Annotated in this window: 12 protein-coding genes; 10 read left to right on the top strand and 2 right to left on the bottom strand. The window is 62.1% G+C overall.

Annotation, left to right across the window (positions count from 1 at the left end; all coding sequences use genetic code 11):
- Positions 1-1,401 carry a cytochrome ubiquinol oxidase subunit I gene (locus AC6BYQ_RS02935; protein ID WP_004934615.1) on the bottom strand — a complete coding sequence of 467 codons (1,401 nt, stop codon included), beginning with the start codon at positions 1,399-1,401 and terminating at the stop codon, positions 1-3.
- Positions 1,402-1,545: 144 nt separating this feature from the next.
- On the opposite strand from AC6BYQ_RS02935, the gene AC6BYQ_RS02930 reads away from it, so the two are divergent.
- From AC6BYQ_RS02930 to AC6BYQ_RS02905, 6 genes are all read left to right on the top strand, one after another.
- Positions 1,546-2,964 (top strand): aminotransferase-like domain-containing protein, encoded by a 1,419-nt coding sequence (locus tag AC6BYQ_RS02930; protein ID WP_019452872.1) that lies wholly within the window; start codon positions 1,546-1,548, stop codon positions 2,962-2,964.
- 187 nt (positions 2,965-3,151) lie between these two features.
- Positions 3,152-4,807: an ABC transporter substrate-binding protein gene (locus tag AC6BYQ_RS02925; RefSeq protein ID WP_498056321.1), complete on the top strand. Its 1,656-nt coding sequence runs from the start codon at positions 3,152-3,154 to the stop codon at positions 4,805-4,807.
- 48 nt (positions 4,808-4,855) lie between these two features.
- A complete protein-coding gene (locus AC6BYQ_RS02920) occupies positions 4,856-5,812 on the top strand; it encodes an ABC transporter permease (protein ID WP_019452870.1) in 957 nt (318 codons plus the stop codon).
- 4 nt (positions 5,813-5,816) lie between these two features.
- Positions 5,817-6,767 carry an oligopeptide ABC transporter permease gene (opp4C, locus tag AC6BYQ_RS02915; protein WP_198636568.1) on the top strand — a complete coding sequence of 317 codons (951 nt, stop codon included), beginning with the start codon at positions 5,817-5,819 and terminating at the stop codon, positions 6,765-6,767.
- On the top strand, positions 6,764-7,750 hold the full coding sequence (locus AC6BYQ_RS02910; protein WP_019452868.1) for an ABC transporter ATP-binding protein: 987 nt from the start codon (positions 6,764-6,766) through the stop codon (positions 7,748-7,750). The genes opp4C and AC6BYQ_RS02910 overlap by 4 nt, the downstream gene beginning before the upstream one ends.
- On the top strand, positions 7,740-8,708 hold the full coding sequence (locus AC6BYQ_RS02905; RefSeq protein ID WP_019452867.1) for an ABC transporter ATP-binding protein: 969 nt from the start codon (positions 7,740-7,742) through the stop codon (positions 8,706-8,708). Before AC6BYQ_RS02910 ends, AC6BYQ_RS02905 begins: the two co-directional genes overlap by 11 nt.
- Positions 8,709-8,710: 2 nt before the next feature.
- Here AC6BYQ_RS02905 and AC6BYQ_RS02900 read toward each other — a convergent pair whose 3' ends face one another.
- Complete coding sequence (locus AC6BYQ_RS02900) at positions 8,711-9,685, bottom strand: alpha/beta hydrolase (protein WP_498056253.1); 975 nt, start codon at positions 9,683-9,685, stop codon at positions 8,711-8,713.
- Positions 9,686-10,326: 641 nt separating this feature from the next.
- Between AC6BYQ_RS02900 and AC6BYQ_RS02895 the strand changes: the two genes are divergently transcribed.
- The 4 genes from AC6BYQ_RS02895 to astB are packed head-to-tail and all read left to right on the top strand — an operon-like array spanning position 10,327 to position 15,493.
- The gene (locus AC6BYQ_RS02895) at positions 10,327-11,541 is read left to right on the top strand and encodes an aspartate aminotransferase family protein (protein ID WP_019452865.1); all 1,215 of its coding nucleotides are present in this window, start codon (positions 10,327-10,329) and stop codon (positions 11,539-11,541) included.
- A 52-nt stretch (positions 11,542-11,593) separates the two neighbouring features.
- Positions 11,594-12,628, top strand: a complete 1,035-nt coding sequence (gene astA / locus AC6BYQ_RS02890; RefSeq protein WP_004934585.1) for an arginine N-succinyltransferase — start codon at positions 11,594-11,596, stop codon at positions 12,626-12,628.
- A complete protein-coding gene (gene astD / locus AC6BYQ_RS02885) occupies positions 12,628-14,100 on the top strand; it encodes a succinylglutamate-semialdehyde dehydrogenase (RefSeq protein WP_440529423.1) in 1,473 nt (490 codons plus the stop codon). The genes astA and astD overlap by 1 nt, the downstream gene beginning before the upstream one ends.
- A gap of 52 nt (positions 14,101-14,152) precedes the next feature.
- Positions 14,153-15,493 (top strand): N-succinylarginine dihydrolase, encoded by a 1,341-nt coding sequence (astB, locus tag AC6BYQ_RS02880; RefSeq protein WP_154746356.1) that lies wholly within the window; start codon positions 14,153-14,155, stop codon positions 15,491-15,493.
- Positions 15,494-15,500 lie beyond the last annotated feature (7 nt).

Here is a 15,500-nt window from a genome sequence, read left to right as displayed (position 1 = left end):
TCAGCTCCTGTCATCCAGAGTGTCGTTGACCGCGGACAGCGGACGCGCCGGGCGGCCCTCGGTATTGTCTTCTTGGTGCTCATGCGGCTGCGGCCCTTTGCGGATCAGGCGCATCATGTAGGAGTAACCCACGCCGAACACCGAACAGTAGACGATGATGAACGCCAGCAGGCTGATGCTCATGTGCAGATCGCCGTGCGCGGAGACCGCATCCTTGGTGCGCAGCAGGCCATACACCACCCAGGGCTGGCGGCCGATCTCGGTGGTGAACCAACCCGCGAGCAGCGCCAGCAGCCCGGACGGGCCCATCCACAGAATGAAGTACAGGAACGGACGCGACTGATACAGCCCGCCGCGCCAGCGCAGCCACAGGCTCCATACCCCGGCCAGAATCATCAGCATGCCCAGCCCGACCATGATGCGGAACGACCAGAACACCACGGTGGAGTTGGGCCGATCTTCCGGCGGGAAGGATTTGAGCGCCGGCACTTGCTCGGTCAGGCTGTGCGTCAGGATCAGGCTGCCGAGATAAGGCACCTCCAGCTTGAAGCGAGTCTCTTCACGCTGCATGTCCGGCCAACCGACCAGGATCAGCGGCGTAGCTTCGCCCGGCGGGTTTTCCCAGTGGCCTTCGATGGCGGCGATCTTCGCCGGCTGGTGTTTCAGCGTATTCAGGCCGTGCGCATCGCCGATCAGCGCCTGCACCGGCGCGACGATCAGCGCCATCCACATCGCCATCGACAGCATCTTGCGCATCGCCGGCGTATCGCGGCCGCGCAGCAGGTGCCAGGCGGCGGAAGCGCCGACGAAGAACGCCGAGGAGAGGAAGGCGGCGGTGGACATGTGCAGCAGGCGATACGGGAAGGACGGGTTGAATATCACCTTCAGCCAGTCGACCGGCACCACCTGGCCGTTGATAATTTCGTGTCCCTGCGGGGTTTGCATCCAGCTGTTGGAGGCCAGGATCCAGAAGGTGGAGATCAGCGTGCCGAGTGCCACCATACAGGTAGCGAAGAAGTGCAGCCCTGGGCCGACGCGGTTCCAGCCGAACAGCATCACACCGAGGAAACCGGCTTCGAGGAAGAAGGCGGTCAGTACTTCGTAGGTCAGCAGCGGCCCGGTAATGCTGCCGGCGAACTCGGAGAAGAAGCTCCAGTTGGTGCCGAACTGGTAGGCCATCACCAACCCGGAAACCACGCCCATGCCGAAGTTAACGGCGAAAATCTTTGACCAGAAATGGTAAAGCTCACGATAGGCTTCATTGTGCGTTTTCAACCATAATCCCTCCAGCACCGCCAGATAGCTGGCTAAACCGATGGTGATGGCGGGGAAGATGATATGGAAAGACACGGTGAAGGCGAACTGTATTCTGGCGAGTTCCAGTGCATCAAGACCCAGCATGGCGCCTCCTAGGGTTGAACATAAATTAACCTCTTGAGTATAGCTGTCATTTTTATGTGAAAAGCTTGGCGTGAAGTTAATCACGAAGTACAGTGACTATAATAGTGACAGTTATTTTACTTTTTCATATAACAGTTAAGAGCTATGACCCGATACGAACAGCTTGCGCAGCAGATTAGAGAACAGATCCAGAACCGGGTGTGGCGGGCGGGCGACAAGCTGCCTTCGCTGCGCGAAAGCGGCAAACGCGCCGGGCTGAGCCTGATGACGGTGGTGCAGTCTTACCAGCTGTTGGAGAGCCAGGGATGGATCGTCGCCCGGCCGCAGTCGGGCTATTATGTGGCGGCGCGCCCGCAGCCGTTGCCGCAGCCTTCGCGCGGCGAGAAGCTGGTGCTGAGCGAGCAGGTGGACATCAACGCCTTTATCTTCGACGTGCTGCAGGCCTGCAAGGACCCGGACATCGTGCCTTTCGGTTCGGCGTTTCCCGACGCCACGCTGTTCGCGCAGCCGAAGCTGGCGCGGGCGCTGAGCAGCGTGGCGCGCAAGTTCACGCCGCACAGCTCGCTGGCCAACCTGCCGCCGGGCAACGACGCGCTGCGGCGGCATATCGCCCAGCGTTATGCGCTGAGCGGCATGCAGGTGGCGCCGGACGAGATCGTCATCACCGCTGGGGCGATGGAGTCGCTCAGTCTCAGCCTGCAGGCGGTGACCCAGCCGGGTGACTATGTGGCGATCGAGTCGCCGGCGTTTTACGGCGCGCTGCAGGCGCTGGAGCGGTTGCGACTGAAGGCGGTGGCGATCGCCACCCATCCGCAGGACGGCATCGATCTGGATGCGTTGCAGCAGGCGGTGGAACAGTATCCGATCAAGGCCTGCTGGCTGATGACCCATTTCCAAAACCCGCAGGGCGCCACCTTGCCGGAGGCCAACAAGCAGCGTCTGGTGGCGCTGCTGCGCGAGCGGCAGATCTCGCTGATCGAAGACGATGTCTACGGGGAACTCTATTTCAGCGCCGAACGGCCGCTGCCGGCCAAGGCGCTCGACAGCGGTGGCCAGATCCTGCACTGTTCGTCGTTTTCCAAATGTTTGGCGCCGGGCTTTCGCGTTGGCTGGGTGGCGGCGGGGCGTTACGCGCAACAGATCCAGCGTTTGCAACTGATGAGCACCGTTTCCACCAGCGTGCCGACCCAGATGGCGCTGGCGGATTATCTGTTGCACGGCGGCTACGATACCCACCTGCGGCGGTTGCGTCGCCTGCTGGCTCAGCGCCAAAGCGCCATGCGTCAGGCGATCGCCCACCATTTTCCGCCGACGGTGAAAGTCAGCCAGCCTGACGGCGGTTATTTTCTGTGGCTGGAGCTGGATCCGGCGCTGTCGTCGATGGAACTGTACCGGCGCGCTCTTTCTCGGGGTATCAGCATCGCGCCGGGGCGCATGTTCACCACCGGCGACCATTTCAATCACTGCTTCCGTCTCAACGCCTCGTTTGAATGGAACGACCGGTTTGAAGAGGCGATAAAAACCTTAGCCAAACTTATCCGGGGGCTGGCGGCGACCGGTTGAACCGCGTTTGGCACGACGGTTCGCCCCAGAAAAATTCATAATGCTTTTTTCGGCAATGGAATGCCGGTTTCGTTGTTAGACAGCCCTCCAGCCGCCCATTACTCTGCGATAAATTTTGTCACATTTTTATCAACGGGAAGACGAGGGGCAGTGGGTGAGTGGAATAAAAAATAAACTAAACAAACTGTTGCGTTATCGGCTGACGCCGCTGGCGTTGGTCTGCGCGCTGGGGCTGAGCGCCGGCGTTCAGGCGGAAACGATGGCCGAAGGCATCACGCCGGCCAGCGACGCCGCTCGGGTGCCGGCCGCCGCCAAACTGCGCAAAGACACCGTGGTGGCGGGCATCTCGGAGCCGCAGGGGATTTTCAACCCGTATCTGTTCACCAACGGCTGGGACGAGAACGTGACCGACGTGATCTTCAGCCGCCTGATCGGCCTGGACAGCCAGGGCAAGCCGGAAGGGCGCCTGGCGGAGTCCTGGCAGGTCAGCCCCGATAATCTGACCTACACCATCAAGCTGCGGCCGAACCTGGTCTACAGCGACGGTTCGCCGCTGAAGGCCGACGATATCGCCTTTACCCTGACGCTGCTGCATGACCCGGCCTATGACGGCGATACCGATATCACGCCGGCGCACATTCAGGGCGGCGCCGATTATAAAAACGGCACCGCGGCCAGCATCAGCGGGCTGAAGGTGATCGACGATCGCACCATTCAGGTCGTCACCACGCAACCGGGCGCGACCACCTTACAATTGATCGGCGGGCCGGTGCTGTCTCGTGCTTACTACGGCAAAGACTATCAGCGCGGCAAGCTCGACGGCGTGCGCGCCTTCAACGGCAAGCCGCTCGGCAACGGCCCCTACATTTACGACAAGTATGTGCCGGGGCAAGAGATTCGCTTCCACGCCAACCCGAACTTCTACCTTGGCCCGCCGCCGATGGCGCGCTTTATCTATCGCGTGACCAACCCGGCTACCAACTTCCAGCTGTTCCAGACCGGCGAGACCGACTACGACGCCTTTACCGCCAAGCCTGACGATATCGAACAGCTGAAGCTGCTCGGCTTCGCCAATATCAACCTCTACAGTTCGAGCGATTACAGCCGCGTCGACTTCAACCTCCGACGCCCGGCGCTGCAGGACAAACGGGTGCGCCAGGCGCTGATCTACGGTCTGGATCGGCAGAGGCTGATCGCCGTGGTATACCAGGGGTACGGCAAGGTCGCCAACCAGCCGATTTCTCCGATCTCCTGGGCTTATGACGCGAACGGCATCAATCCCTACGCTTACGATCTCGATAAGGCCGGTAAGCTGTTGGACGAGGCCGGTTGGCGGGTGGGGGCGGATGGCATTCGGCAAAAAGACGGTAAAAAGCTGGAGCTGACGCTGTTGGTGACCAAAAAACTGATCAACGATGCGTTGGTGCCGATCGCCAAGGACAACTACCGCCGGCTCGGCGTGGTGCTGAAACCGCAGGTATTGGATTTCAACGCGCTGCTGGCGCAGCGCAAGGCGGGCAATTATGACCTGGCGTCCCTCAGCACCAGTACGTTGAACGATCCGCACGACGGCGTGCGCGATTTCATCAGCCGCGAGAGCCAGACCGGGTATCACAACCCGCAGGTGGATGCACTGATCGCCAGGGCCAACGCCACGCTGGACATCGCGCAGCGCAAACCGCTGTACCATCAGCTGTATCAGGTGTTGGCGGACGATCCGCCGGTGATCTTGCTGGGCAATCGCGAAATCTTGAGCGCCAGCAGCGCGCGCGTCACCGGCTTTAAACCGGATATCTACAACGGCTTGGTCGGCAGCCTGCCGAACGTCAAACCGGCGCCGTAACGCCCTGAAGCCGCTGCGCCACTTCGGGCGGCGGCGATGGAAACCGCAATGAGAAACTTTATCCTGCGCCGTCTGTTGCAGACTATCCCGATGCTGCTGTTGGCTTCATTGCTGATTTTTTGCATCTTCGCCCTGGCGCCCGGCGACTTTATCGATGGCAACATCAACCTGACCGCGCAACGCGCCGCCGAGCTGCGGGCGCTGTACGGGTTGGATCAGCCGCTGTTCAGCCGTTACCTGCACTGGCTTGGCCGATTGCTGCAGGGCGACCTCGGCTTTTCGCTGCAGTACCAGATCCCGGTCAGCACGCTGCTGAATCAATACATCTGGAATTCGTTCCTGCTGGCGGCGGTGGCGATGGTGCTGTATTGGGGCATCGCGCTGGCGGTGGGGGTGGTCTCGGCGATGAAACCCTATTCGCTGTTCGATCATCTGATCACCGTGGCGGTATTCGCCGCCATGTCGTTTCCAACGTTTTTTCTTTGCCTGTTGCTGATCAAATGGTTCGCCGTCGATCTGCACTGGCTGCCGGCGGGCGGCATGTTGCGCACCGGCAGTGAGGCGAGCGGGCTGGCCTGGGCACTGGAGGTGGCGGCGCATCTGCTGTTGCCGGTGCTGGCGCTGGTGATGCTGCAGGCCGGCAGCCTGACGCGCTATTTCCGCGCCAGCATGCTGGAGGTGATCCGCATGGACTATATCCGCACTGCGCGCGCCAAGGGGCTCAGGGAGAAAACGGTGATCCTCAAACACGCGCTGCGCAATGCGCTGTTGCCGATCATCACCCTGCTGGGGTTCGAGCTGCCGGGATTGTTCTCCGGCGCGCTGATCACCGAAAAAATCTTCAACTGGCCGGGGGCCGGGCATATTCATATCGATTCGCTGGCGGCGCGCGACTACCCGGTATTGATGGGGTTTACGCTGTTTCTGGCCGCCTTGACCATTCTCGGCAACCTGCTGGCGGACATTCTGTACGCCTACGCCGATCCGCGCATTCGCTTGAGGTAATACGATGTTGGTTACGCTGTTTTTCGGCCGCCGTCGCCGCTGGCGACAGGCGCAGCTGCCGGCGCTGGCTCAGCTGTCGCCGCCGCCCGCCGCGCAGGCCTGGCGACGTCTGCGCCGCCACCGGCCGGCGATGATTTCGCTGGCGTTGCTGGTGCTGCTGGCGTTGCTGTGCCTGATTGGGCCGCCGCTGTCGCCGTGGCGCGACGACGCCGGCGATATGCTGAATATCAACCAGGCACCGAGCGGTGCGCACTGGTTGGGCACCGACTTTCTCGGCCGCGATATCTGCACCCGGCTGCTGCTGGCGGGGCGAATATCGCTGACTATCGGCCTGGTGTCGATGCTGCTGTCGGTGACGCTGGGCTATGTGCTGGGAGCGCTCGCCGGCTATCTGGGCGGCGTGGCGGATCGGCTGATCATGCGTTTCGCCGATCTGCTGATGACCATCCCCGGCCTGCCGCTGCTGATCATCATGGGGGCGATGCTGACCGAGCTCGACGTCTCGCCGGACTACCGCATCTACATGGTGATGATCATGCTGAGCCTGCTGGGTTGGCCGTCATTGGCGCGGCTGGTGCGCGGCCAGATCCTGTCGCTGCGCGAACGGGATTTCATGCTGGCCACCGAAGTGCTGGGGCTCTCCACCCGGCGGCGGCTGTTTGGTCATCTGCTGCCCAACACCGTGCCGATTCTGGTGGTGGTGGCCACCATGGCGGTGGCCAATGCCATCCTCAGCGAATCGGCGCTGAGCTACCTCGGGCTGGGTGTGGTACCGCCGACGCCGTCGTGGGGCAACATGATGGACGCTGCCAATAGCCTGATCGATTTTCAGCGCCGCCCCTGGCTGTGGATGCCGCCGGGGCTGGCGATCTTCGTCACCGTGGTGGCGATCAATATTTTGGGCGACGGCCTGCGGGACGCGCTCGATCCGAAAATGAACGGGGTAAAACGATGAGTCAACCGCTGCTGGCGTTCGATCGATTGTCGGTGTCGTTTCAGGGGGAGCAAGGGCCGGTGCGGGCGGTGCAGCAGGTCAGCCTTGAACTGCATGCCGGGCAAACGCTGGGGATCGTCGGCGAATCGGGCTGCGGCAAAAGCGTGACCGCCATGGCGTTGATGGGGCTGTTGCCGCAGCCGCTGGCGCAGGTAGACGGCGGTGAAATCCGCTTCGAAGGGCAAAACCTGCTGTCGCTGCGGGCATCAAACATGGCGGATCTGCGCGGCAACCGGTTGGCGATGATCTTTCAGGAGCCGATGAGCGCGCTCAATCCGGTGCTGACGCTCGGCGAACAGCTGGTGGAACCGCTGATACGTCACCGGCTGCTGTCGCCGAAAACGGCCTGGCGGCAGGCGATTCAGTTGCTGGCGGAAGTGGGGCTGGCGCGTGCGGAGGCGCTGATGGGCTGCTATCCGCATCAACTGTCCGGCGGCATGCTGCAGCGCGTGATGATCGCCATGGCGATCGGGTGTCGCCCGGCGCTGTTGATCGCCGATGAGCCGACCACGGCGCTCGATGTTACGGTACAGGCGCAGATCCTGGCGCTGCTGCGCGAACAGAGCCGGCGACACAATATGGCGATGATCTTGATCACCCACGATCTTGGGGTGATCGCCCAAATGGCGGATCGGCTGGCGGTGATGTACGCCGGGCGCGTTGTCGAACAGGGAACGACGCGGGAAGTGTTGGCCGAACCGCAGCATCCCTACACGCAGGGGCTGATCGCCTCGCGGCCGTCGCCGGGGCAGCGGCGTCATCGCTTATATTCCATTCCCGGCCAGGTACCGGATCTGGCGCGGCTGCCTGAGCATTGCGCTTTCGCCGAACGCTGTGCACAGGCCACCGCGCGCTGCCGCGACGGCATTCCTCCGCTGTACGGCTCCCGGCAGCGCCAGTCCGCCTGTTTTCTCAACGCCGGAGGGCGCCCGCATGTCGACTGAACCTTTGGTGGAAGTGAAGGGATTGAAGAAATATTTCCCGCTGCGCGACGGGCTGTTCGGGCGTACCACCGGCCAGTTGAAGGCGGTGGACGACGTCAGCTTCAGCATTCGCAAGGGCCGCATTTTCGGGCTGGTGGGCGAGTCCGGCAGCGGCAAAACCACCGTCGGCCGCACGTTGCTCGGCCTGCACGACAAAACCGCCGGCGAGGTGCGGTTTAACGGGCAGGCGCTGGATAGCCTGAGCAAAGAGGCGCTGCGCGCGCTGCGGCCGAAAATGCAGCTGGTGTTTCAGGACCCGTACAGTTCGCTGAATCCGCGCCTGCGCGTGGGCGACGCCATCGGCGAAGCGCTGTTGCAGCACGGTCTGGCGAGTAAGGCGGAACTGCGCGAGCGGGTGCTCGACACTCTGGCGATCTGCGGGCTGTCTCCACAGCATTACGGGCGGTTTCCTCATGAGTTTTCCGGCGGCCAGCGGCAGCGCATCGGCATCGCGCGCGCGCTGATCCTGCAGCCGGAGTTTATCGTCGCCGACGAACCGATATCGGCGCTCGACGTGTCGATTCAGGCGCAGATCATCAATCTGTTTTCCGATTTGCAGGAACGGCAGGGGGTGACGCTGCTGTTTATTTCGCACGATCTCGGTGTGGTGGAGCATCTGTGCCAGGACGTGGCGGTGATGTATCTGGGGCAGATTGTCGAGAGCGCCGACCGCGATGCGCTGTTTCGCCAACCGCTGCATCCCTATACGCAGGCCCTGTTGGCGGCGGTGCCGACGCTGGATACGCAACGTTTACCGACGCAGGTGGCAAGCGGTGAACCGCCCAATCCCGCCAACCCGCCGCGCGGCTGCCGTTTCCACCCTCGCTGCCCGCAGGCTACGGCGCAGTGCCGTGAACAGGCGCCGCACCTGCGCAGCGTGGCGCCCGGCCATCAGGTGGCCTGTCACCTTGTCGGTTAGCATCAGGACAGGTAATGCTTCAGCGCGCGCCCGGCCTGGTGGATCGCCGAATGCACCGCCGGGACATGGGCGAGCGGGTTCAACAGACCGTAGTCGTGGATCAATCCGTTGTAGCGGGTGGAAGTGACCTCGACCCCGGCGGCGTCGAGCAGGCGCGCGTAGGCCTCGCCCTCATCGCGCAACACGTCCAGCTCGGCGGTCTGCACCAGCGCCGGCGGCAACCCCTGCAGCTGTTCCACCGTGGCGTTGAGCGGCGAGGCGTAGATTTCCTTGCGCTGCGCCTTATCGGGCGCATAGCTGTCCCAAAACCACTTCATCATGTTGCGGGTCAGGAAATGGCCTTCGGCGAACTGATGATAGGAGTCGGTATCAAACTGGGCGTGCGTGACGGGCCACAGCAGGATCTGGCAACGCAGCGCCGGTATGCCTTTCTCTTTGGCCATCAGGCTGACCACCGCCGCCATGTTGCCGCCGACGCTGTTGCCGACCACCGCCAGCCGTGAGCCGTCGACGTTGATCTTTTCACCGTACTCGGCCACCCATTCCGTGGCGGCGTAAGCCAGGTTGATCGCCTCAGGGTATCGCGCTTCGGGCGAACGGGGGTAGTTGACGAACACTGCCGCCGCCCCGGAGCTGTGCACCAGATCGCGCACCAGGCGTTCGTGGGTGGGGAAATCGCCCAGCACCCAACCACCGCCGTGAAAGAACATGAAGACCGGCAGCTTTTCCTTGACCCTGGCCGGCCGCACCAGCTGCAGCAAAATATCCTGCCCCTCTACATGAATGCTTTTCTCGCTGATTTCGACCTCACGCAGCGGCACCTCGGCGCTGCGCTGCGCCTCTTCCAAAACCCTGCGCGCCTCTTTGGGCTTCATGTGTTCCATGGGTTTGCCGCCGGCGGCATTCAGCGCGTCGAGAAAGGTACGGATGTCATGCAGGGGGAGCGGCCGACCGAGGTCGACGGTTTTCTTGGACATGGTGACTCCTTGTGCGCGGAAGAAGAAAAGGTGCGATCAGAATCACAGTGTAGTCGTTGGCGCATAAAGCGAGAGCCGCGGCAGTCGGGCATAGGCGCTTCGCCGCCGCATTGCACGATCCTGGCGCACCGCTGCACCGGATTGGGGCAAAAAGTGTGATGACGAGCAAATCGGATGAAATTATTTTTGCGAGCCCGATCAGAAATCCTGAAGTTTTTCGTAATTGAATAGGATTTCGCGGGCAATGATGATTTTAGGCCTTATTTTTTAATTTATGCATTACCAATGCATAAAAAATGAATAGGTATGCATTATAAGCCGTTGTTTTAACGTAAAAAATAGCAAAATCCGGCAAAAATCCCGTTTTGGCACGATAGCTGCTCTACACTCTTTATCAAACGACATGTATTTTAACTGCTCGTTAACATTTACTCCCCGCTCAGGGACCGGATATACGCCATAAATAGTGAAAAACTGATTTTATGTAACAGATTTGTTTCTAAATCGGCGGTGAAAGGCAGCATTTTCTCCGCGGAGAAAGTCGGTTTTGAACAGCGTTTTTTTTGCATTGTGGCGGCCTAGCCGGGCTTGAGCGGCCCTTACAGTCAAAATTCAGCCTTTGCTGAGATTATGAGGTCACTATGGAACAGCCAATCGCAGTTACCCGCCAGTCTTTCGATGACTGGATGGTCCCGGTTTATGCCCCTGCCGATTTTATTCTGGTGCGGGGAGAAGGCTCGCAGGTGTGGGATCAACAGGGTAAGTCTTACATCGATTTCGCCGGCGGCATCGCGGTTAACGCGTTGGGCCATGCGCACCCGGCGGTCAAGGCGGCGCTGGTGGAGCAGGCGGGCAAACTGTGGCATCTGGGCAATGGCTATACCAACGAACCGGTGCTGCGTCTGGCCAAAAAGCTGATCGACGCCACCTTCGCCGACAAGGTGTTTTTCTGTAACTCGGGCGCCGAAGCCAATGAAGCGGCGCTGAAGCTGGCGCGCAAACACGCGCACGACCAGCACGGCGCCGGCAAAGATCAGATCGTGGCCTTCAACAACGCGTTCCACGGCCGCACGCTGTTCACCGTCTCCGCCGGCGGTCAGCCGAAGTATTCGCAGGACTTTGCGCCGCTGCCGGGCGGCATCACCCACACGCCGTATAACGATCTGGCGGCGGCGGCCGAGCTAATCAACGATCGTACCTGCGCGGTGATCGTCGAGCCTATCCAGGGTGAAGGCGGCGTGCTGCCGGCGGAGGCCAGCTTCCTGCAGGGGTTGCGCGAGCTGTGCGATCGCCATAACGCGCTGCTGATCTTCGACGAAGTGCAGACCGGCGTCGGCCGCACCGGCCACCTGTATGCCTACATGCAGTACGGCGTGGTGCCGGACGTGCTGACCACCGCCAAAGCGCTGGGCGGCGGCTTCCCGATCGGCGCCATGCTGACCACCGACGCCCTGGCGAAAACGCTGGGCGTCGGCACCCACGGCACCACCTACGGCGGCAACCCGCTGGCGACGGCGGTGGCGGGAGAGGTGTTCTCCATCATCAACACCCCGGAAGTGCTGGCAGGCGTCAAACAGCGGCACCAGTGGTTTATCGATGGGTTGAACGACATTAACCGCCAGTATCCGATCTTCGCCGAGATTCGCGGCGGCGGTTTGCTGATCGGCTGCCAACTGAAGAAAGACTATGCCGGCAAAGCGAAGCAGATCACCCAACTGGCCAACGAAGAAGGCGTCATCGCGCTGATCGCCGGACCGGACGTGGTGCGTTTCACGCCGTCGCTGATCATCCCTGAACAGGATGTGAAAGAGGGGCTGGCGCGATTCGCGCGCGCCGTGGCGCGCATTTGCAGCTAATCAGCGGGCTGCGCCTTCACCGGCGCAGCCTGATTCAGAAGAGGTTCGCATTATGATGATTATTCGCCCTATAGAGCGCCGCGATCTGGCAGATTTGCTGACGTTGGCTGGCAAATCCGGTATCGGTCTCACGTCGCTGCCGCAAAACGAAGATACTCTGTCGGCACGTATTGAGCGGGCGTTAAAAACCTGGCAAGGCGAACTTCCGCAAAGTGACCAGTGTTATTTGTTCGTGTTGGAAGACAGCGAGCGCCGGCAGGCGGTGGGGGTCTGCGCGATCGAAGTGGCCGTCGGCCTGGCGGAACCCTGGTACAGCTTCCGCGTCGGCACGCAGGTGCACGCGTCCAAACAGCTGAACGTCTATAAATCGGTGCCGACGCTGTTCCTCAGCAACGACCACACCGGCCATTCGGAGCTGTGTACGCTGTTCCTCGATCCGGACTATCGTCACGGCGAGAACGGCAAGCTGCTGTCGAAGGTACGTTTCCTGTTTATTGCCGCGTTCCGTGAACGCTTCTCCCGGCGTCTGATCGCCGAGATGCGCGGTTTCTCCGATGAAAACGGCCGTTCGCCGTTCTGGGAGAGCGTCGGTCACCGTTTCTTCTCCATCGAGTTCGCCAAGGCGGACTACCTGAGCGGCACCGGGCAAAAGGCGTTTATCGCCGAGCTGATGCCGAAGCATCCGCTGTATGTCGACTTCCTGGCCGAGGACGCGCAGAAAGTGATCGGTGAGGTGCACCCGCAAACCCTGCCTGCGCGCCGCCTGCTGGAGGCGGAAGGCCTGAGTTATCAGGGCTACGTCGATATCTTCGACGGCGGCCCGACGCTGGAAGCAGAGATCGACCACATCCGTGCGGTGAAGCAGAGCCGCCTGGTGAAAGTGGTACTGGATGACACGCCGATGCGCGCCGATGCGCCGGTGCATCTGGTGGCCAACGACAACTATCAGAACTACCGCGCACTGCTGGTCAATGCCGATCTGTATGACGACCGCCTGCATATCAACGCCGCCACCGCCGCGGCGCTGGGCGTCGAGCAGGGCAGCCCGGTGCGGGTGCTCCCCCTTATTGCACAGGAGAAAGCATGATGTCCCATCCTGCTCTGTTGATTAATGGCGTCTGGCGGCAGGGCCGCGGCGCTGAGTTCGGCAAGACCGACCCGGTCGGCAATCAGCCGCTGTGGCGCGCCAACGCCGCTGACGCCGATGACGTCGCCGCCGCCTGCGAAGCTGCGCGCGCCGCTTTCCCAGCCTGGGCGCGCACGCCGTTCGAGCAGCGTGAACAGCTGGTGAAACGCTTCGCCGCCTTGCTGGAAGAACACAAACAGTCGCTGGCGGAAACCATCAGCCGTGAGACCGGTAAACCGCGCTGGGAAACGCTGACCGAAATTCAGGCGATGATCGGCAAGGTGGGCATTTCGCTGCAGGCCTATCAGACGCGCACCGGATTTAGCCAGACGGCGATGGCCGACGGCGCTTCGGTGCTGCGCCATCGCCCGCACGGCGTACTGGCGGTGTTCGGGCCTTATAACTTCCCCGGCCATCTGCCCAATGGCCATATCGTGCCGGCGCTGCTGGCCGGAAACTGCGTGGTGTTCAAGCCGAGCGAACTGACGCCGCTGACCGCCGAAGAGACCCTGAAGCTGTGGCTGAAAGCCGGTCTGCCGGAGGGGGTGATCAATCTGGTGCAGGGCGGCCGGGAAACCGGCGAAGCGCTGGCGGCCAGTGCGGATATCGACGGGCTGTTGTTCACCGGCAGCGCCGGGACCGGCTACCATCTGCACCGCCAATTAGCGGGGCAGCCGGAGAAGATCCTGGCGCTGGAAATGGGCGGCAACAACGCCCTGATCGTCGATGGTTTCGAGGATCGCGATGCGGCGGTCAACCTGGCTATCCAGTCGGCGTTTATCTCCGCCGGCCAACGCTGCACCTGTTCACGCCGCATTCTGGTGAAGCAGGGAGCGGAAGGCGACGCCTTCATCGCGCGTTTGGTTCAGGTGGCGGGTGAACTGCGCGTCGGCCGTTGGGATGCCGAACCGCAGCCGTTTATGGGCGGCGTGGTGTCGTCCGCCGCGGCGGAAAACATGCTGAAAGCGCAGCAGCGCTTGCTGGCGCTGGGCGGCAAATCGCTGCTGACCCTGCGCCTGCTGGAGCCGGGCAGCTCGTTGCTCAGCCCGGGGATCATCGATCTGACCGGCGTGGCCGGCGTACCGGACGAAGAGTATTTCGGGCCGCTGACCACCATTGTGCGTTACCGCGATTTCGACGAGGCCCTGCGGCTCGCCAACCAGACGCGCTACGGCCTGTCGGTGGGGCTGGTCTCGCCGCAGCGCGAACTGTTCGAGCGGCTGCTGTTGGAAGCGCGCGCCGGCATCGTCAACTGGAACAAGCCGCTGACCGGGGCGTCCAGCGCGGCGCCGTTCGGCGGCGTGGGGGCCTCCGGCAACCATCGCCCAAGCGCCTTCTATGCGGCGGACTACTGCGCCTGGCCGATGGCTTCGCTGGAAAGTGAAAGCCTGTCGCTGCCGGCAACGCTGTCGCCGGGCTTGTCGTTCCGTTAATCGTCTGCGGCGGTGCTGTGGCGCCGCCGCAGGCCATCCCCAGGGGATAGCCATGTCAGGATATGAAGTCAATTTCGACGGTTTGGTGGGGCCGACGCACCACTATGCCGGGCTGTCGTTCGGCAACGAGGCCTCGACGCAGCATCAAAACAGCGTATCGAACCCGAAGCTGGCGGCGAAACAAGGGTTGCTGAAAATGAAGGCGCTGGCCGATCTCGGTTTCCAGCAAGGGGTATTGCCGCCGCAGGAGCGGCCGCATTTGCCGATGCTGCGGCGTCTGGGGTTCAGCGGCAGCGATGAGGCGGTGCTGGCGCAGGCGATGCGTCAATCGCCGCGCCTGCTGTCGGCGCTCAGCTCGGCGTCGTGCATGTGGACCGCCAATGCGGCCACGGTGTCGCCTTCGGCGGACAGCGCCGACGGTAAGGTGCATTTCACCGCCGCCAACCTGAACAACAAATTCCACCGCGCCATCGAAGCGGAAACCACCACCGACGTATTGCGGGCGATGTTCAACGACGATCGGCATTTCGCCCACCACGAGGCGCTGCCGCAGGTGGCGTTGTTCGGCGACGAAGGGGCGGCCAACCATAACCGTCTGGGCGGCGACTACGCCAAGCGCAGCGTGCAGGTGTTCGTTTACGGTCGTCAGGAGTTTGGCGGCGAAACGGCGCCGGCGCGTTACCCTGCGCGCCAGACGCGTGAAGCCGGTGAGGCGATCGCGCGTCTGCACCAGTTGGACGAGCGGCATACGGTCTTCGTGCAGCAAAACCCGGCGGTGATCGATCAGGGCGTGTTCCATAACGACGTGATTGCGGTCAGCAACCAGAACGTGCTGTTCCACCACCAGCAGGCGTTTTATCGCCAGCAACAGGCGCTGGATGAAGTGCGCCGCAAGATGGCGACGCTGGACAGCGAACTGGTGGCGATCGAAGTGCCGACGGAGCGCGTGTCGGTAGCGGACGCGGTGGCGACCTATCTGTTCAACAGCCAAATTCTCACCAAGCCGAACGGCAAGATGATGATCGTGGTGCCGGAGGAGTCGCGTCAGCATGCCGGCGTCTGGCGTTATCTGAACGACATGGTTGGCGACGGCGGCCCGATCGATGAGATCCGCGTGTTTGATCTGCGTGAAAGCATGCGTAACGGCGGCGGCCCGGCCTGTCTGCGCCTGCGGGTGGCGCTCAATGAGCAAGAGCTGCGGGCGGTGAATCCGCGCGTGATGATGAACGATCGGCTGTTTACGACGCTGAACGAATGGGTGGATCGCCATTACCGCGATCGTCTGACGCAGGATGACCTGGCCGATCCGGCGCTGCTGCGCGAAGGGCGTGAGGCGTTGGATTCGTTGACGTCGATCCTCGGTCTCGGCTCTATCTATCCGTTCCAACGCTAAGGGAGGC

The organism is Serratia sp. LTN-2 (genome assembly GCF_059740205.1).
This window is presented reverse-complemented; position numbering and strand designations above follow the sequence as displayed.